The following is an 18162-nucleotide window of genomic DNA, read 5'->3' as shown; positions in this document are numbered from 1 at the left end:
GAGGTCAGACCCGGCGGAGCACGGTGACGACCCGGCCGAGGACCGTCGCGTCGTCGCCCGGGATGGGCTCGTACGCGGCGTTGTGCGGCATCAGCCACACGTGCCCGTCACGGCGCTTGTAGGTCTTCACCGTCGCCTCGCCGTCGATCATCGCGGCGACGATCTCGCCGTTCTCCGCGGTCGGCTGCTGCCGGACGACGACCCAGTCGCCGTCGCAGATCGCCGCGTCGACCATCGAGTCACCCGCGACCTTCAGCATGAACAGGGTGCCCTCGCCGACCAGTTCGCGGGGGAGGGGGAAGACGTCCTCGACCGCCTGCTCGGCCAGCACCGGACCACCGGCGGCGATCCGGCCGACCAGGGGCACGTACGTGGGTCGGGGGGCAGAGGCGTCGTCGACGCCACTGGCTGCGCCGGAACCGGCCAGCGCCTCGGCTGTGGCCTCGTTCGTCGTCGTACCGGTGCCGTCGCCGGGGAGGCGCACGTCGAGCGCGCGCGGCCGGTTCGGATCACGGCGCAGCCAGCCCTTGCGCTGCAGCACCGACAACTGGTGGGCCACGGACGAGGCGGAGGAGAGACCGACCGCCTCACCGATCTCGCGGACCGAGGGCGGGTAGCCGCGGCGCTCGATCGAGTCACGGATGACCTCGAGCACCCGGCGCTGCCGCTGGGTCAGGCCGTCGCCGTCGGCGGCCCGGTCGGGGAACTCCCGCACCGCTGCTCCTGCACCCGCTGCGGCCGTGGGCGCTGCGCCGTCGGCGGGTGCCGGGCTGGACGCTCCACGCCGCGAAGGGCTCTTGCCGCCGCGCGCCTTCGGGCCGTCGACCGCCATGTGTCCTCCTCGTCCGGCTGCCTCGGCAGCAGTTCCCGGTGGCGTCCTGCCGTACCGACGGCCGTGTCACCACGGCGAGCCGGGACCGCGGACGCCGTCCTCGATCGCCTCGGAACCGTATCGCCTCAGGCCGCTCCGTTCAAACAGGTGTTCGAAGAAGTCGTCGTGTCGGCGTGTTCCTGTCGGGGGCGTGCGGTAGACATCGCCCAGACGTTCCGTTCGAACGCCTGTTCGACCACTCCGTACCGCGAGACCTCTGGAGCACCCCGATGGCCAGTCCGCAGCTCGAGTTCCCCGTGGCCGCCCCGGCCTCGATGGCGGTCGTGCTCCCGTTCCCGGGGGCGCGTCAGGTGGCGCACTCGCCCCGGTCCGTGGTGCGCGGTCGGCCTGCGCCCCCGCCCCGGGCGGCTCGCCTTGCGGCGGCCCGGCGGGGTCCCGGGCATCCCGACGTGCGCCCTGGTCGGCCGGTCGGCGTCGCGGGCGGGGGCGGCGCCGGCTGCGCGAGGCGCACGGGAGGGGGTGGCGGTGGGGTCGCCTCGGGTGCACAGGCGCCGTTGCGGCTGACCCGGCGCGGGCGGCGAGTGGTCGCCGGGCTGTCCATCGCCTTCGGGGTGTCCGTCGCCGCGGCGACGTTCGCCGCCGAGTCCGGCGGCCCCGGCGGCGGCCTCGAGCTGGCCGGCTCGACGACGGTCGTCGTCCAGTCCGGGGACACCCTGTGGTCGATCGCCGGCGAGATCGCCCCGGAGGAGGACCGTCGCGCGATCGTCGACGCGCTCCTGGACGTGAACGGCCTCTCCGGCGTCGACCTCGTCCCCGGCCAGGTGCTCGAGCTGCCCTGACCGGCGGCGCGCTCGCGCCCACCTCGGTGCGAACGGCCCGGCCGAGGCGCCGGTGGCTGTGGCGGGAGGGGCTCCGAGGGACGCCCGGGTCAGATGCGGAAGACGACACGCTCGCCAGGGCTTGCACACCTGTAGGGGTGGTCGTACGGTTCCACCACAACATCTAGTAGTTACAGAGCTGTAAGCCATCCACAGCCGTTCCACACGTTGTCCCCGGCGCATCCACCGGATGTCCCCGGCCCAGTCCACAGCACGGCCATCGGGTCGGGGCCCGGTCACGGTGTCACGGCGCCGCGGCGAGACCCCGCGCGACACCTCGGGAAGGAGGAGATCGACATGCGTTGTCCCTTCTGCCACAACCCCGACAGCAGGGTCATCGACTCGAGGGAGACCGACGAGGGGGCGACCACCCGCCGTCGACGCTCCTGCCCGGGCTGTGGGCGCCGCTTCACCACCGTGGAGGAGGCCGTCCTCGCCGTCGTCAAGCGCAGTGGCGTGAGCGAGCCCTTCGCTCGGGGCAAGGTCGTCGCAGGGGTGCGGCGGGCGTGCCAGGGGCGGCCGGTCGACGAGCACCAGCTGGCCCTGCTCGCCCAGCAGGTCGAGGACGCGGTGCGGGCCACCGGCTGCGCCGAGATCCCCAGCCACGAGGTCGGCCTGGCCATCCTCGGGCCGCTGCGCGACCTCGACGAGGTCGCCTACCTGCGCTTCGCCAGCGTCTATCGCAGTTTCTCCTCGGTCGCCGACTTCGAGAAGGAGATCGCCGAGCTGCGCGCCGCACCGGCCCGGAGCACTCCCCGCGCCGGTGACGCGCCACCCGTCGAGCGCGACACGGTCGACAGCGACCAGGAGACCCCCGCGACCCAGAGCCCCGCGACCCAGAGCCCCGCGACCCAGAGCCCCGCGACCGGGACCACCACCCGCCGGCGAGCCACCGAGCGGCCGCGACCGGCTGACACCGGCAGCGCCGCCGGCCCGTGAGAACTGTCCGACCCCTCCGCTAGACAGGTCTCGACGAGGAGACCGCACCACCCGGCTCCGGCACCCGCCGGCTTCCCCAGCCGCTCCGCCTGCACCACCGCACCAGTCCGACCCAGGGAGCCCTCGCACGATGACCGAGACAGCCGACCGCCTCACCACCAGCCGGAACCGCCGCACCGCCAAGGCCCCCAGCCGGGGGAAGGGCCTGAAGGTCAAGCGTGTGTTCACCACCGCGGGGGTGCACCCCTACGACGAGGTCGTGTGGGAGCGCCGCGACGTCGTCATGACCAACTGGCGGGACGGCTCGATCAACTTCGAGCAGCGCGGGGTCGAGTTCCCGGCCGAGTGGAGCATCAACGCCACCAACATCGTCACCACCAAGTACTTCCGGGGTGCGGTCGGCAGCTCGCAGCGCGAGACGAGCCTGCGTCAGCTCATCGACCGGGTCGTCCTGACCTACGGCGCGGCCGGCCGTGAGCACGACTACTTCGCCAGCGAGGGCGACGCCGAGGTCTTCGAGCACGAGCTGACCTGGATGCTGCTGCACCAGGTGTTCAGCTTCAACTCGCCGGTGTGGTTCAACGTGGGCACGGCCTCCCCGCAGCAGGTCAGCGCCTGCTTCATCCTCGCCGTCGACGACACGATGGACTCGATCCTGAACTGGTACCGGGAAGAGGGCCTGATCTTCAAGGGCGGCTCCGGCGCCGGCCTGAACCTCTCCCGCATCCGCTCCTCCAAGGAGCTGCTCTCCTCCGGTGGCACCGCGTCCGGGCCGGTCTCCTTCATGCGTGGGGCCGACGCCTCGGCGGGCACCATCAAGTCCGGTGGCGCCACCCGCCGTGCGGCGAAGATGGTCGTCCTCGACATCGACCACCCCGACATCGAGGAGTTCATCGACACCAAGGCGCGCGAGGAGGACAAGATCCGCGCGCTGCGGGACGCCGGGTACGACATGGACCTCGGCGGCCGGGACATCACCAGCGTCCAGTACCAGAACGCCAACAACTCCGTCCGGGTCAACGACGAGTTCATGCGTGCGGTCGAGGAGGGCGCCGACTTCGGGCTGCGGGCCCGCGGCGACGGCTCGGTGATCGAGACCGTCGACGCCCGTGAGCTGTTCGGCAAGGTCACCAAGGCGGCCTGGGAGTGCGCCGACCCGGGCATCCAGTACGACGACACCATCAACGACTGGCACACCAACCCCGAGACGGGGCGGATCAACGCCTCGAACCCCTGCTCGGAGTACATGAGCCTGGACAACAGCTCGTGCAACCTGGCGTCGCTGAACCTCATGAAGTTCCTCAAGGACGACGGCACGTTCGACTCCAAGAACTTCGTGAAGGCCGTCGAGCTGATCATCACCGCGATGGACATCTCGATCTGCTTCGCCGACTTCCCGACCGCTCCGATCGGCGAGACCACCCGCGCCTACCGCCAGCTGGGCATCGGCTACGCCAACCTCGGCGCGATGCTCATGGCCACCGGCCACGCCTACGACTCCCGGGGCGGGCAGTCCCTGGCCGCCGCCATCACCTCGCTGATGACCGGTACCGCCTACCGTCGCTCGGCCGAGCTGGCCGGGGTCGTCGGGGCCTACGACGGCTACGCCCGCAACGCCGATGCCCACGCCCGGGTCATGCGCAAGCACTCTGCCGCCAACGACGCGATCCGCCCGGTCGGCGCCGACGACGCCGACGTGCTCAAGGCCGCGACAGCCGAGTGGCAGGAGTGCCTGGCGATCGGCACCGAGAACGGCTGGCGCAACGCGCAGGCCTCCGTGCTGGCCCCCACCGGCACGATCGGCTTCATGATGGACTGCGACACGACCGGCATCGAGCCGGACTTCTCGCTGGTCAAGTTCAAGAAGCTGGTCGGCGGTGGCTCGATGCAGATCGTCAACCAGACGGTCCCGCGGGCGCTGAAGAGCCTGGGCTACCAGGACGAGCAGGTCGAGGCGATCGTCGAGTACATCGCCGAGCACGGCCACGTCGTCGACGCCCCGAGCCTGCGCCCGGAGCACTACGAGGTGTTCGACTGCGCGATGGGCGAGCGGTCCATCTCCCCGATGGGCCACGTGCGCATGATGGCCGCGGTGCAGCCGTTCATCTCCGGCGCGATCAGCAAGACGGTGAACATGCCGGAGTCGGCGACCGTCGAGGAGGTCGCGGACATCTACTTCCAGGGCTGGAAGATGGGCATCAAGGCGCTGGCCATCTACCGCGACAACTGCAAGGTCGGCCAGCCGCTGTCCGGTGGCAAGGGAAAGAACGACGGCACCAAGGACGAGGCCCCGGTCGCGGAGGCCGCCCCGGCCACCGCGCTGGCGCACCCGGTGCGCAAGCGGCTGCCGAAGAAGCGGACCAGCGTCACCACGTCGTTCAGCGTCGCCGGCGCCGAGGGCTACATGACCGCCGGGATGTACGAGGACGGCAGCCTGGGCGAGGTCTTCCTCAAGCTGGGCAAGCAGGGTTCGACTCTGGCCGGTGTGATGGACGCCTTCTCGATCGGGATCTCCCTGGCCCTGCAGCACGGGGTGCCGCTGGAGACCTACATCCAGAAGTTCACCAACATGCGGTTCGAGCCGGCCGGCATGACCGACGACCCGGACATCCGGATCGCCCAGTCGGTGATGGACTACATCTTCCGTCGCCTGGCGCTGGACCACCTGCCGGTGGAGAAGCGCGCCAACCTGGGCATCTTCACCGCCGAGGAGCGTTCGGCCCAGGTCGCCGGCTCCTACGGCACCTCGGCTTCGACCCCGGCGGTCGAGGAGGACGACGTCGACCTGGAGCAGCTGCGCGGCTCCGCGCCGATCGAGACCGCCAAGGTGGAGGAGAAGGTCACCCCGGCCGGCCCGACCTCGGTCAAGGAGGCCCACTCCTCGGCCGAGCTGCTCGAGCTGGTCACCGGCACCGCCACCGACGCACCGCTGTGCATGACCTGCGGCACGAAGATGCGCCCCGCCGGCAGCTGCTACGTCTGCGAGGGCTGCGGCTCCACCAGCGGCTGCAGCTGATGCCTGACCCGGGCGGTCCTGCTCACGGGAGTGCCTGGTCCGGGTGACGGCAGAGGAGACCCCGCACGGAGTGATCCGTGCGGGGTCTCCCCGTCTCCACGCCCCGGCCGGTTGCCCCCGGGGCCGTGCTCGGTTCCTCGCCGTCTACGTTGGCCGGGTGGCGGATCGGGGTGACCAGCAGGAGCAACCTCGGCCCGAGTCCCGGCACCTCCTCGCCCAGAGCAGCGGTCGTGCCTTCGGCGGTGCTCTGCTGTTCGCGCTGCCGCTGTTGATGACCATGGAGATCTGGGGCCTCGGCCTGTCCATCCCTCGGTACCGCCTCGCCCTGCTCCTGGTGGCCACCGTCCTGCTCGTCGTCTTCCTGTCCCAGCACTTCGGCGCCGGGATGCCCGGCGTCGGCTGGCCCGGGTACCTCGCCGACGCCGGGGTGGCGTTCGTGATGGCCGCCGTGGCGGCGGCGTTGGTCCTCGGGGTGCTCACCGTGATCGAGCCCCTGCAGGACTGGCAGGACGCCTTGTCGATCACCGGCCTCGCGATGCTCCCGGCTGCTGTGGGCGCGTCCTTCGCGCGCAGCCAACTGGGCATGGGGGGCCGGCGGACCCCGACCACCACCTATGGCGGGGAGCTGCTGCTCATGGCGGCCGGGGCGGTCGTCTTCGCGGCCAACATCGCCCCCACCGAGGAGGTCGTGCTCCTCGCAGCAGGGATCGACCCCTGGCACCCGGTCGTCCTCGTCGTCCTCTGCCTGCTCCTCATGCACGGCTTCGTGTACTGGGTCGGGTTCCGGGGCCAGGAGCCGGCCGTCGGCGGGGTGCTGCGCTCGTTCCTCACCCTGACCGTCGTCGGCTACGCAATCGCGCTGGCCATGTCGGCCTACCTGCTGTGGACCTTCGGCCGGTTCGACGGGGTGGGTCCGGCGATGGCCGTCACCCAGGCCGTCGTTCTCGCGCTACCGGCGAGCCTGGGCGCGGCGGCCGCCCGGCTGATCTTGTGAGGACGACGTGAGCGACGGCGACGACCGGGACGAGTCCGGGACCGCGGACGGCGACACGAGTCGGGGCGAGTACCTGCTCGGCGCCGTCGGGGCCGTGGTCGTCCTGCTCGTGCTCGCCTTCCTCGGGTACCAGGCGGTGGTGGTGCGCGACGGTGCCCCCCGGCTGGCGGTCACCGCGGCGGTGGCAGAACAGGTCGGCGAGGGCTGGGTGGTGCCCGTCGAGGTGGTCAACGAGGGTGGCGGCACGGCCGAGCAGGTCGAGGTGGTCGGTGTGCTGACCCGCGACGGCCGCGATGTGCAGCGGGCGACTGCCACGTTCTCCTACCTGGCTCCGAACAGCCGGCAGTCGGGGGCCCTGCTGTTCTCCGAGGACCCGACCGACGGCAGGCTGGAGGTCCGTCCAGCCGCCTACACGCTGCCCTGACCGGTCAGGCACCGGCGGCGTCGAGCACACCCGGTGTCCCAGTGGTGTCCGGGCGGTTCCTGGGGCGGGGCTCGGGGTGTCAGCCGCCGGCACGGCTCCGACGGAAGACCGCGGCCGGGCGACGCGGATCGTCGGCAGGTCGTGGTGGAGTGCGTCCATGACCTGGGAGACGCACCCCGTGACCCCGGACCGCTTCGAGGACTTCGCCGACATCGTCAACCGCACCCGCCGCGCCAACCACTGTTGGTGCCTGTCCCACCGGCTGCGTGCCGCCGAGATCGACGAGCTCGGTGGTGGGAGCCGGGAGCAGGCCATGCGGCGGTTGTGCGAGCGTGACCACCCTCCGGGGGTGGTCACCTACCGGGACGGTGAACCGGTCGGTTGGTGCAACATCGGCCCGCGCGCCGAGATCACCCGTCTGACCGGCTCGCGTCTCATCCGGCCGGTCGACGACCTGCCGGTGTGGAGCATCGTCTGCGTCGTGGTCCGCTCGGGCCGTCGTCGTCAGGGGGTGACGGCTCCGTTGATCGAGGGGGCGGTCGGCTTCGCGGCCGCCCACGGCGCGCCTGCGGTCGAGGCACATCCGGTCGATCCCCCGGGGCGGATGGACCTGACCATGGCCTTCGTCGGCACCCGGTCGATGTTCGAACGGGCCGGCTTTCGGGTCGTCGGCACCACCGACGCCGTGGCGAGCAGGATGCCCCGTCTGGTCATGCGGCGCGACCTGCTCTGACCAGCCCCGACCGGCCAGTCCGCGCCGAGGTCGAGGCCGACAGGCGCTCGCGGCAGCCCGCTGTCCTCCGTTGACCCGACGGGCGGCAGGCTTGGGGTCCGTCCGGCCGCCTAGCCGCTGCCCCGACCGGGTAGGGCCCCGGCGAGGGCGACCACACCCGGTCGGCCCGGCCGGCCACGCCGCGAGCAGAGGAGCGAGATGACCAGAGACAACCGTCGGCTGCTGACCGAGCCCGGTCCTGGCTGGCGACGTCGGGTCCTGCCTCTCGGCCTGGTGCTGGTCACGTCTGCCGGGCTCGCCGGGTGCGGGGAGGACCCTCCTGCCCTGACGCCGGACGTCACGGCCGAGGAGCTCCAGGCCGTGGAGGACGACGTGGCCGCCCTGGAGGAGCGGGTCGCGGACCTGGAAGCGGCGCAGTCGTCGGCTCCGCCGTCGACGGGGGAGACGTCGGCACCGCCCAGCCCGACGCCCAGCGCTACGCCGGCGGAGCCCACCGTGCCCTTCAGTGCCGGGGAGGACGTGTCCTTCGGCGGGCAGGTCGCCGGTCTCATCGCCACGACCGCCATCGGCAGCGCGTTCCGGGTGACCACCGACTCGGGCGCGGCGGTGACGGTGGTCTCCGCCACCCCGGTCGACGGGTTGGAGCCGGGCGAGGTCGTCCAGGTGTCGGGCACCGCGACCTCGGTCGAGCCCAGCAGCTTCGAGCGTGACTTCGGCATCGCCGCCGCCGTCCTCCTCGACGAGCCGGACGCCTTCTTGGCCGAGCAGACCGGCCAGCTGGCCGTCGCCGCCGACGACGTGCAGCAGGAGACCGCCGGCTGAGTCGCACTCAGCCGGCGGCGACCGGGACTGCGGGCGCTTCGACCTCCTCCGGCGTGGCCGGATGGGTTCGCAGGTACTCGATGATGCGGTAGGCCACGGCCAGCATCGGCACGGCCAGCAGCGCGCCGGCCACCCCGGCCGCCAGGCCGCCGGCGGTCACCCCGAGCAGGATGACGATCGGGTGCAGGCTCAGGGCCCGCCCCATGATCAGCGGCTGCAGGACGTTGCCCTCCAGCTGCTGCACCACCAGCACCACGATCGCCACGATCACGGCGTCGGCCACCCCGTTGGTGACCAGCGTGACCAGGACGGCGACGACCCCGCTGACGGTGGCGCCGACGATCGGCACGAAAGCGCCGAGGAAGGTCAGCAGGGTCAGCGACAGCCACAGCGGCACGTCCAGCAGGAGCAGTGCTGCGCCGATGCCGATCGCGTCGATCAGCGCCACCACGATGACGCCGCGGACGTAACTGGTCAGCGTTCCCCACGCGGCCCGGCCGGCGCCGTCGACCCGGGCGCGCTGCCGGGCCGGCACCCGTTCCAGCAGCCAGCGCCACATCCGGTCGCCGTCCTTCAGCAGGAAGAAGACCAGGAAGACGATCAGCACCAGCGCGGCCAGCACGAGCAGCGCCAGCTGGGCGCCGGCGCCGGGGGTGGGGGCGGCGTCGTAGAGGCGGCCGACGATCTGGTTGCGCACCTCGGCGACCTGCTGCGCGTCCAGGGACAGCGGGCCCTCGATCGCCCAGACCCGGATCCGGTCGATGCCGGCAGCCAGCGGCCGGGTCAGGTCCTGCAAGGTGCTCGCGGCCCGGAAGCCGACCAAGGAGACGATCCCGCCGAGCGCCGCGAGCAGGACCAGGACCCCGCCGAGGGCGGCCAGCGCCGCCGGTGCGCCGGCCCGGCGCAGCCGTGTGGCGATGGGCGCGGTCAGCGCGGTGAGCAGGACGGCCACGGCCACGGCGAAGGTGACCATCGGCAGCCGGAACAGCAGCCAGAAGCCCAGCCAGACGACGCCGGCGAAGGCCAGGGTCGCCGCGCTCGTGGTCACGACCCGCAGCACCCAGCTCGGCACCGCGGACGCCTGCACCAAGGCAGGCGACGGCGGTACCGCGGCGGGCGCGGCGGGGGTGGGGCGGACGGAGTCGAGGTCGGCGGCGGGTGCTCGCGGCGGCGTCGGTGCCGACGGACCGCCGGCGTCGCCGATCGCTGACCCGCCCTGGGTCCCGGGGGGCGCCGGCGGCTGGGCTCGGGGCGCCTCCGGCGGCTGGGCTCGGGGCGCCTCCGGCGGTTGTCCGCCACGCCCCTCCGGCGGGTCGGCCCGAGGGGCGATGCTCCTGGGCCGGCGGATCATCGTGCGCTCCTGCGTCCCGTGCTCGGCACGATCACGTCCCTCCGTTCGCGGCCGGCCGGGCACTGCTGGCAGCAGGAGCCGATCGGACTGCCCTCGGCCCTGCGGCGGGGCGGGCTCGGGTCATCGGGTGTGCACGTACCCGGGCGGAGGGCCCGGTCAATCCCGCCCGGGCCCGCGGTGGCCTCAGCAGGTCGGGCCGTCGTCGGCGGGACGGGTGATCGGCTCGACCGGCGGCGTGGTGCTGGCCACCGCCGGTTGGTCGGCACCTGCCGTCCGGCCGAACTCCTGGGTCGCCCACACCGACCCGTCGGGGCCGCAGAAGACGCCCACCCCGAGCCGGTCCCAACCGGGGTTGAGCACGTTGGCCCGGTGGCCGTCCGAGCGCATCCAGCCCGCGTGGATCGTCCCGGCCGGCACCGGGCCGGTCGCGGAGAAGATGTTCTCGCCCACCGCCCGGAACCCGGACAGCTCGGCGCCCTGCAACAGCGCGCGGATGTCCTGGTGCTCGAACTGCCCGGTGTCGGCCATCTCCGTGCTCCAGTCGCGGGCGACCGTGGCCAGCGCGTCGTTCCAGGCCACCGGTTCCAGCCCGCGGGCCTCCCGCTCGTCGTTCACCCGGTCGAACACCGCCCGGGCGATCTGCTCCTCGGCCGGCGCCGCCGCATCCCCGACGGGTGCCGACTGCGGTGCCGGGCCGGACGCGACCAGGGCGTCGGACCCGGAGGACGAGGCGACGACGCACCCGGTGGAGCCGAGCAGCACGGCCAGGGCACCGGCGACGAGCGCCGGGCGGATGCGGATCACCGACCAGGCGTACCCGGTCGCGTGTGGCGCAGCCCCCACCGGGCTCGATCGCGGCCGATCCGTGACCCGGTCCCCGGTCCGGTCCGTCGCCCAGGCGGCGCAGGCCACTGCCGCCGCGGCAGACCGGTCAGACCGCGCCCGAGCGCACCGCCCGGCCGGGCAGCACGTCGGTGCGCAGCTCCCCGTCGCGGACCACCGGCGTCCCGGCGACCAGCACGTGCCGGAAGCCGCTGGACGGCGCGACCCGGGTGTACGTCGCGTGGTCGGTGACCGTGTCCGGGTCGAAGACCACGAGGTCGGCGTCCGTGCCGACCTGTACCCGGCCCTTGCGGCCCATCGCCGGGACGGCGCCCTCCAGGAGCTGTGCCGGCAGCAGCGACGAGCGGCGCAGCGCCTCGGTGAGGGTGAGCAGGTCCCGTTCCCGCACCAGCCAGCGCAGCGTGCGTCCGTAGGACCCGGCCGAGCGGGGGTGGGTGACCATGTCCGGTCGGGGTGGCCAGGAATCCGGTGCGGGGCCTCCGCCCGGGGCGACCAGAGGCATCGCGTCGGTGGCGATCGCGGTGTCGGCCAGCGTGAACGACCGCTCCAGGACGGCGAGGTCGGCCGGGTCGTCCTCGTCCAGGAAGTGCACCACCACGCCGCCGCCCGGGTCGGTCGCGCGCAGCTCGGCCAGCCGGCGGCCGTCGGCGATCCGCTCCCCGGTGGGCAGGTAGGTCAGCTGCTGCGGGCCGATCCCCAGCCGGGGCAGCTGCTCGGGGGAGAGGAACGCCGCGCCGATGACCGTGGACCCGGCGCCGTAGGGATAGGCCTCCGTGCTCACCCGGACGCCGCGGCCGCGGGCGGCGTCGATCGCGCCGGCGACCTCGTCGATCATCCGGGTGGAGGTGCTGTTGACGTGGCACATGTGCATGTGGGCCCCGGTGCCGGCCGCGGCGGCGATCACCTCCAGGGCACCTTCCAGTGAGGTGCCGGGCTCGGCGGTGGAGATGAAGCGCGTGTGGGTGAAGGTCGGTACGCCCAGCCGGGCGGCGAGACCGGCCAGCCGGAAGTACTCGGCCCGACCGCTGTCCGGGGCGTAGCCGACCAGCACCCCGATGCCCAGCGCGCCCTCGCCGACGGCGTCGGCCAGCAGGTCCAGGATGCGGCCGACGTCCCGGTCGCTCGCCGGACCGCGCCAGTTCGGCAGCGACTGGTGGGTGGCGAACAGGTCCAGCGAGGCGTCGGCCACCAACGGCACCCCGTCGAGCACGTGCATCCGGGCGTCGGTCCAGGACGCGGAGAACCCGAAGTTCACCGGCCGGCCCTCTGCCTCGGCCCGGGCGTAGGCGCCGGCGACCGGCAGCACCCCGGCCTCCAGCTCCAGCGCGGTGGTCACGCCGTCGAGGGCCTGCAGCCGCAGGCCGGTGGTGCTCTGCGCGTGGCTGTGCAGGTCGATGAAGCCGGGCGCCAGCACCTGCCCGGCGACGTCCCACACCTCCCGGGCCGGCGGCGCCGCCTCGCCGACCGAGGTGATCGCGCCGCCGGTGATCCCCACCGCCCGCACCCCGTCCAGGCCGGTCTCCGGGTCGATGACCCGGGCGCCGGTCAGGACGAGGTCGGCCACCGGTGCGGGCATCAGGCCTTCCGCGGTTGCGCGCGGGCGCCGTAGTGCAGGTACTCGCTGCCGTCGGGCAGCGAGTAGAAGACCGCCGCCATCCAGGTCTCCTCGCCCGGCGCCCGGGTGGCGTACAGGCCCTGCTCGACCGGGTGCAGCTCCAGCTCCTCCACGGTCGCGCCGGTGGACAGGGCGACCTCCCCGGTCGGGATGATCCGCAGCACCAGCCCGCCCTCGCGCTCGAACACCTCGGTGGTGATCGAGCTGCGCTCGTAGGTGCCCACGTAGCCGGAGTGGTCCACGTCGGGCGCCGTGGCCGGCGGCTCCAGCTGCGCGGCCATCTGCACCCCGGCGAGCTCGGCGAACAGCTCGCGGTACAGGTCGCTGTACAGGTCGCGGGGGTGGCCGCCGTTGGTCAGCAGCGCCACCGCGAAGCCCTGGGACGGCAGCACCCGCAGGAAGGCGTTCTGCCCGATCGTCGTCCCGTCGTGGCCGTAGAGCCGTTCGCCGTCCCAGTCGAACCGGATCCAGCCCAGCCCCCACGAGTCACCGAGGGAGTACTTGTCCGGCAGGTCGGTCTGCAGCTCCTGCATCCGGGCCGTGGCGGCCGCGGACAGCAGCACGTCGCCGTCCGGGCCGCGGCCGTCGCGCAGGTGCAGCCGGGCGAAGGCAGTGACGTCCCGGGCGGTGGCGTTGACCAGGCCGGCCGGGCCCAGCGAGCGGGGCAGCAGCCAGGTGGTCGTCGGCTGCAGGTCGGCGTCCTCGCCCGGCTCGATGTGCCCGACGGCGGCGCGGTGCAAGATCGCCTCTTCCGGGAGCGTGGAGGTGTGGGTGAGCCCGAGCGGCTCGATGACCCGCTCGCGCAGGGCGGCGTCCCAGGTCTTGCCGGTGAGCACCTCGACCACCCGCCCGGCGAGGTTGAACCCGGAGTTGCAGTAGGAGAAGGTGGCGCCCAGCGGGTGGTTCTGCGCGACGTCGGCGAGAGCGGCGACGTACTTCTCCAGCACGTCGTCGCCGCGGCCGGTGTCGGTGAAGACGTCGCCGTCGATGCCGCTGGTGTGGGTGAGCAGGTGGCGCATGGTGACCTGCTTGGCGACGTCGGGGTCGCCCAGCTGGAGCTCCGGGAGCACCTCGACCAGCGGGGCGTCGAGGTCCAGCTTGCCCTCGTCGACCAGCTGCATCACCAGCGTCGTCGTCCAGACCTTGGTGATCGAGCCGATCTGGAACACCGAGTCGGTGGTCACCTCCACGCCGGTGCTCAGGTTCAGCACACCGGTGGCGGCCTCCACCAGTTCGTCCGCGCCGCCGTCCGCGCCCAGCCGCAGGACGGCGAGGGTCGCGCCGGGCACCCCGTGTCGCCGGGCCAGCTCGTCCAGTCGCTGCTGCCAGTGCTGCTGGTCGATCGCAGGGCGTGTGGCCGTGGTCATCTGCTGCTCCGTCCGGTCGTCGTCCGGGGCCGGTCCGACCCACGGGCGCAGCCTGCCGCGCCGGCCGCCACGGATCTTCGTCGGCGCCGACGAAGGCGCCCCCGCAGCGCTGGCCGCGACCACGAACAACCAGCTGACCAGCGCTCCTACGGTTCCCGCATGACGAAGCTGGACGAGGTCGGAGCCTGGATCCGCGACCGACTGCCGACGCTGCTGGCCGAGCACGGGGTGCCGGCCGCCGGGGTGGCGGTGCTCGCCGAGGGTGAGGTGGTCGACGCCGCTGCCGGGGTGCTCAGCACCGCGACCGAGGTGGCCGCAACACCGGACTCGCTGTTCCAGATCGGCTCGATCACCAAGGTCTGGACGGCGACCCTGGTGATGCAGCTGGTCGACGAGGGCCTGGTCGCCCTGGAGGACCCGGTCAGCCGGCACCTGCCCGGCCTGACGCTGGCCGACGAGTCGGCGGCACGCACCCTCACCGTGCGCCAGTTGCTGAGCCACACCGCCGGCTTCGAGGGCGACGTGTTCACCGACACCGGCCGCGGCGACGACGCCCTGGAGCGTTACGTCGCCGGGCTCGGCGACGTGGCACAGCTCTTCCCACCCGGCGAGCAGTTCTCCTACAACAACGCCGGCTACTGCGTCCTCGGCCGGCTGGTGGAGGTGCTGCGCGGCAAGCCGTTCGACGAGTGCCTGGCGGAGCGCCTGTTCGCACCCCTCGGCCTCACCCACGCCGCGGCCAGCCCGTACGAGGCGATCGTCCACCGGGTCGCGGTCGGCCACGTGCGCCCCGAGCCGGACGCCGCGGAGGTGCCGGCACCGATGTGGGCCATGGCCCGGTCCAACGCCCCGGCCGGCTCGATGCTGTCGATGCGGGCGCGGGACCTGCTCGCTTTCGCCCGGATGCACCTGGAGGCGGGCAAGGCGGCCGACGGGTCGAGCGTCCTGGACGCCGGCACGGTCGCGGCGATGCAGGAACGCCAGGTGGACCTCCCCGACATCCGGGTGATGGGCGACGCCTGGGGACTGGGCTGGGAGGTGTTCGACGGCCAGGGCACCCCGGTCATCGGGCACGACGGCAACACCATCGGCCAGGCCTCGTTCCTGCGGGTCCTGCCCGAGCGAGGCATCGCCGTCGTGCTGCTCACCAACGGCGGGGACCCCTACGGGCTGTACCGGGACGTCGTGGGCCACGTGCTGCGGGAGCTGGCCGACGTGCAGCTGCGGGCGCTGCCGGTGCCGCCGGTCGACCCGCCCCGGGTCGACGCGACGCGGTACGCCGGCACGTACAGCAGCCGGGTGGCCGACCTGGTCGTCAGCCAGGACGACGACGGCCGGATCTGGCTGGAGATGCGCCCCAAGGACATCGCCCTGGAGATGGGCGAGCAGCCCGAGCGCAGCGAGCTGGTCTCCTTCGCCCCGGACACGCTGATCCCGGTGCAGGCCCAGTCCGGCCTGCACGTGCCCTTCGCCTTCCTCGGCGACGACGGCGCCGGTCGTGCGCGGTTCATGCACATCGGCCGTGCCGTGCCCCGGGCCGGTGCATGACCCTCCGCCTGGTCACGTGCGACGAGCGGGGGCAGGCCACCTCGTCCGGTCGCACGAAGACCCCCCGCCCCGTCCGGGGCAGCCTTCTCACAATCGCACTGCAGGTGCTCGCGTTCCAGGGAGAGGACACACCATGAGGCTCATCCGGACCGGCGTCGGTGCGTGCGTTGCCGTGACCGTCCTCGCCGGGTGCGGCGGTGGTGACGACGGCGGCGGGGACGCCGGCGGCGGCGAGGTCGTCGACGGCGGCACGTTCACCATGGCGATGGACGCCGACCCCGGCAGCCTGGACCCGCAGCAGTCGGTGTCCTCCAACGTGCTGCAGCTGAGCCAGTTCGCCTATGACCCGCTGCTGCACCTGGACAGCGACGGGCAGCTGATCAGCGGCCTGGCCAGCGACTGGCAGGTCGACGGCCAGGAGGTCACCCTGACCATCGCCGACGACATCACCTGCGCCGACGGTGAGCCGTTCACCGCGGCCGACGCCGCCGACAACATCAACTACGTGGCCGACCCGGCCAACGAGAGCCCGCTGCTGGGCACCTTCCTGCCTCCCGGGGCCGCTGCCACCGCCGACGGCTCGACGCTCACCATCACCCTGGAGACCCCGGCGCCGTTCGTGCTCGAGGGCCTGACCAGCCTCCCGATGGTCTGCGCGAGCGGGCTGGCCGACCGGTCGCTGCTGGCGAGCGAGAGCCGGGGCACCGGGCCCTACGAGCTGACCGAGGTCGTGCCCACCGACCACGTCACCTACAGCCTGCGCGAGGGCTACACCTGGGGGCCGGACGGGGCGGGCACCGACGAGGAGGGCATGCCCGACGAGGTCGTCGTCCAGGTCGTGCCCAACGAGACGACCTCGGCGAACCTGCTGCTCTCCGGTGGCCTGAACGCGGCCACGGTGCTCGGCCCGGACGCCCAGCGGCTGACCGGCGCCGGCCTGTTCGCCAGCACCCTGGACGCGGTGCTGGGCGAGATGTGGTTCAACCACGCAGCCGGTCGGCCCGGCGCCGACCCCGCCGTCCGGACGGCGCTGACCCAGGCCCTGGACCTGGACGAGCTGCGGGAGGTGCTCACCGGGGGCACCGGCTCTCCCGGCAGCACGTTCGCGACGTCCGCGCCGGTCGCCTGCCCCGGCGACTCGGTCTCCGGCGCGCTGCCCACCGGCGGCCTGGAGGCAGCCCGGGAGACCCTGGACGCCGCCGGGTGGACGGCCGGCCCCGACGGCACCCGGTCCAAGGACGGGACGCCGCTGGAGCTGACCTTCATCTACAACAGCGGCCTGGGCACCGGCGGCGCGGCCGCGGCCGAGCTCGCCTCGTCCACCTGGCAGGAGCTGGGCGCCGAGGTGAGCATGAGCGGCCAGGACGACACCGCACTGCTGGAGACCGTGTTCGGCAGCGGCAACTGGGACGTGACCTGGCTGCCGCTCAACGTCAGCAGCCCCGACCAGCTCGTCCCGTTCGTGTCGGGCCCGGCGGCCCCGGAGGGCAACAACTTCGCCTCCATCGACAACGCCGACTACGCGGCCGGCGTGGCCGAGGCGATGACGATGGTCGGCACCGAGGGCTGCGACACCTGGCTGGCCGCGGAGTCGGCCCTGGTGCGCGACGCCGACGTGGTCCCCTTCGCCAACCAGACCGTCAACACCTTCGGCAGCGGAGCCCGCTTCGAGTCCGGCGCGGTCGCCGTCGTCCCGACCAGCATCCGGATGACGGCCGGCTGAGCACGCCGGTAGGGGGCGGAGGCAGCGGGCGGTGACCCGGGTGGGCACGAGCAGGAGGGGGCGCGGGTGACCAGCACGACGGGGGCGCACCCCGCCACCGCCACGGACCGACGGGGCACCGCCGTCCTGGACGGTCCCTGGGCCCGCTTCGCTCTGCGGCGCGGAGGCCAGCTGCTGGTCTCCATGTGGGTGCTGGTGACCGCCTCGTTCCTGATGATCCACCTGATCCCCGGGGACCCGGTGCGCAGCGCCCTGGGCCCCACCGCACCGGCGGCGCTGGTGGCCGCCCGGCGGGAGTCCCTCGGCCTGGACGACCCGCTCTGGCTGCAGTACGTGCACTTCCTGGGCGGACTGTTCAGCGGTGACCTGGGCACGTCCCTCACCTCGCGGCTGCCGGTCTCGCAGGTGATCTCCCAGCGGCTGCCGGCCACGGTCCAGCTGGCGTTGCTGGCCTTCGTGGTGGCGCTGGCCATCGCCGTCCCGCTCGGGGTGCTGATGGGCGTGCTCACCCGCGGCGGCCGGCGCCGCGGCGGGGAGCTGGCGTTCTCCTCGACCAGCGTGGCGCTGAGCGCGATCCCGGAGTTCCTGCTCGGCGTCGGCCTGGTCTACCTGTTCGGCGTGCAGTGGGGCCTGCTGCCGGTGGCCGGGCGGGGTGGCCCGGAGTCCTACGTGCTCCCGGTCCTCTCGCTGGCGCTCGGCCCGGGCGCGGCGCTGGCCCGGATCATGCGGGTGGAGATGGTGTCGGTGCTGCAGGCCGACTACCTGCGCACCGCCCGGGCCAAGCGGCTGCCCCGGCGCCGGATCTACCTGCGCGACGCGCTGCCCAACGCACTGACCGCCACCATCACCCTCGGCGGGCTGCTGCTCACCGCCCTGGTCGCCGGCACCGTGCTGGTGGAGAACGTCTTCGCCTGGCCGGGACTGGGCAGCACCATCGCGTCCTCGATCCTGCTCAAGGACTACCCGGTGGTGCAGGGGATCGTGCTCGTCTACGGCGCGGGCGTGCTGCTGGTGAACCTGACCGTGGACGTGGTGCTCGCCCTGCTGGACCCACGCTCGGCGATCCGGGAGAGCTGA

15 protein-coding genes are annotated in these 18162 nt (G+C 73.2%); 10 read left to right on the top strand and 5 right to left on the bottom strand.

From position 1 onward, the window contains the following. Window positions 1–4: 4 nt before the first annotated feature. Window positions 5–832 carry a transcriptional repressor LexA gene (gene lexA, locus O2V63_RS12440; protein ID WP_269167839.1) on the bottom strand — a complete coding sequence of 276 codons (828 nt, stop codon included), beginning with the start codon at window positions 830–832 and terminating at the stop codon, window positions 5–7. Window positions 833–1386: 554 nt separating this feature from the next. Here lexA and O2V63_RS12435 point away from each other — a divergent pair. From O2V63_RS12435 to O2V63_RS12405, 7 genes are all read left to right on the top strand, one after another. Continuing rightward, complete coding sequence (locus O2V63_RS12435) at window positions 1387–1671, top strand: LysM peptidoglycan-binding domain-containing protein (protein ID WP_269167838.1); 285 nt, start codon at window positions 1387–1389, stop codon at window positions 1669–1671. Between the two features lie 336 nt (window positions 1672–2007). Then, entirely contained in the window at window positions 2008–2649 is a 642-nt protein-coding gene (gene nrdR, locus O2V63_RS12430; RefSeq protein WP_269167837.1) for a transcriptional regulator NrdR, read from the top strand. Window positions 2650–2779: 130 nt separating this feature from the next. Then, complete coding sequence (locus tag O2V63_RS12425) at window positions 2780–5665, top strand: vitamin B12-dependent ribonucleotide reductase (protein ID WP_269167836.1); 2886 nt, start codon at window positions 2780–2782, stop codon at window positions 5663–5665. A gap of 157 nt (window positions 5666–5822) precedes the next feature. Further along, window positions 5823–6659: a TIGR02587 family membrane protein gene (locus O2V63_RS12420; protein ID WP_269167835.1), complete on the top strand. Its 837-nt coding sequence runs from the start codon at window positions 5823–5825 to the stop codon at window positions 6657–6659. 7 nt (window positions 6660–6666) lie between these two features. Then, window positions 6667–7083 carry a hypothetical protein gene (locus tag O2V63_RS12415; RefSeq protein WP_269167834.1) on the top strand — a complete coding sequence of 139 codons (417 nt, stop codon included), beginning with the start codon at window positions 6667–6669 and terminating at the stop codon, window positions 7081–7083. A gap of 157 nt (window positions 7084–7240) precedes the next feature. Beyond that, window positions 7241–7816: a GNAT family N-acetyltransferase gene (locus tag O2V63_RS12410; RefSeq protein WP_269167833.1), complete on the top strand. Its 576-nt coding sequence runs from the start codon at window positions 7241–7243 to the stop codon at window positions 7814–7816. A gap of 198 nt (window positions 7817–8014) precedes the next feature. Beyond that, window positions 8015–8638, top strand: a complete 624-nt coding sequence (locus O2V63_RS12405; protein ID WP_269167832.1) for a hypothetical protein — start codon at window positions 8015–8017, stop codon at window positions 8636–8638. 7 nt (window positions 8639–8645) lie between these two features. Here the strand turns inward: O2V63_RS12405 and O2V63_RS12400 are convergent, their stop codons facing one another. The 4 genes from O2V63_RS12400 to O2V63_RS12385 form a co-directional block, all read right to left on the bottom strand. Then, window positions 8646–9725 carry an AI-2E family transporter gene (locus O2V63_RS12400; protein WP_269167831.1) on the bottom strand — a complete coding sequence of 360 codons (1080 nt, stop codon included), beginning with the start codon at window positions 9723–9725 and terminating at the stop codon, window positions 8646–8648. 447 nt (window positions 9726–10172) lie between these two features. After that, window positions 10173–10793, bottom strand: a complete 621-nt coding sequence (locus O2V63_RS12395; protein WP_269167830.1) for a CAP domain-containing protein — start codon at window positions 10791–10793, stop codon at window positions 10173–10175. A gap of 127 nt (window positions 10794–10920) precedes the next feature. Further along, on the bottom strand, window positions 10921–12408 hold the full coding sequence (locus O2V63_RS12390) for an amidohydrolase family protein (RefSeq protein ID WP_269167829.1): 1488 nt from the start codon (window positions 12406–12408) through the stop codon (window positions 10921–10923). Continuing rightward, window positions 12408–13814: a serine hydrolase domain-containing protein gene (locus O2V63_RS12385; RefSeq protein ID WP_269167828.1), complete on the bottom strand. Its 1407-nt coding sequence runs from the start codon at window positions 13812–13814 to the stop codon at window positions 12408–12410. The genes O2V63_RS12390 and O2V63_RS12385 overlap by 1 nt, the downstream gene beginning before the upstream one ends. Window positions 13815–13973: 159 nt before the next feature. Between O2V63_RS12385 and O2V63_RS12380 the strand changes: the two genes are divergently transcribed. The 3 genes from O2V63_RS12380 to O2V63_RS12370 all read left to right on the top strand — a co-directional run bounded on the left by O2V63_RS12380 (window position 13974) and on the right by O2V63_RS12370 (window position 18162). After that, complete coding sequence (locus O2V63_RS12380) at window positions 13974–15362, top strand: serine hydrolase domain-containing protein (RefSeq protein ID WP_269167827.1); 1389 nt, start codon at window positions 13974–13976, stop codon at window positions 15360–15362. Window positions 15363–15495: 133 nt separating this feature from the next. Further along, window positions 15496–17085 (top strand): ABC transporter substrate-binding protein, encoded by a 1590-nt coding sequence (locus O2V63_RS12375; RefSeq protein WP_269167826.1) that lies wholly within the window; start codon window positions 15496–15498, stop codon window positions 17083–17085. A gap of 66 nt (window positions 17086–17151) precedes the next feature. Continuing rightward, complete coding sequence (locus tag O2V63_RS12370) at window positions 17152–18162, top strand: ABC transporter permease (RefSeq protein WP_269167825.1); 1011 nt, start codon at window positions 17152–17154, stop codon at window positions 18160–18162.

This window comes from Modestobacter sp. VKM Ac-2977, from assembly GCF_026968045.1.
Classification (GTDB): Bacteria; Actinomycetota; Actinomycetes; order Mycobacteriales; family Geodermatophilaceae; genus Modestobacter.
The sequence above is the reverse complement of the archived record's forward strand: the minus strand, read 5'-3'. Positions and strand labels throughout refer to the sequence as shown.

What these genes read in the sequence shown, in the direction of transcription:
- lexA (WP_269167839.1), bottom strand. Translation starts at nt 832, where the DNA reads ATGGCGGTCGACGGCCCGAAGGCGCGCGGCGGCAAGAGCCCTTCGCGG.
- nrdR (WP_269167837.1), top strand. Translation starts at nt 2,008, where the DNA reads ATGCGTTGTCCCTTCTGCCACAACCCCGACAGCAGGGTCATCGACTCG.
- O2V63_RS12425 (WP_269167836.1), top strand. Translation starts at nt 2,780, where the DNA reads ATGACCGAGACAGCCGACCGCCTCACCACCAGCCGGAACCGCCGCACC.
- O2V63_RS12410 (WP_269167833.1), top strand. Translation starts at nt 7,241, where the DNA reads ATGACCTGGGAGACGCACCCCGTGACCCCGGACCGCTTCGAGGACTTC.
- O2V63_RS12405 (WP_269167832.1), top strand. Translation starts at nt 8,015, where the DNA reads ATGACCAGAGACAACCGTCGGCTGCTGACCGAGCCCGGTCCTGGCTGG.
- O2V63_RS12390 (WP_269167829.1), bottom strand. Translation starts at nt 12,408, where the DNA reads ATGCCCGCACCGGTGGCCGACCTCGTCCTGACCGGCGCCCGGGTCATC.
- O2V63_RS12385 (WP_269167828.1), bottom strand. Translation starts at nt 13,814, where the DNA reads ATGACCACGGCCACACGCCCTGCGATCGACCAGCAGCACTGGCAGCAG.
- O2V63_RS12380 (WP_269167827.1), top strand. Translation starts at nt 13,974, where the DNA reads ATGACGAAGCTGGACGAGGTCGGAGCCTGGATCCGCGACCGACTGCCG.
- O2V63_RS12375 (WP_269167826.1), top strand. Translation starts at nt 15,496, where the DNA reads ATGAGGCTCATCCGGACCGGCGTCGGTGCGTGCGTTGCCGTGACCGTC.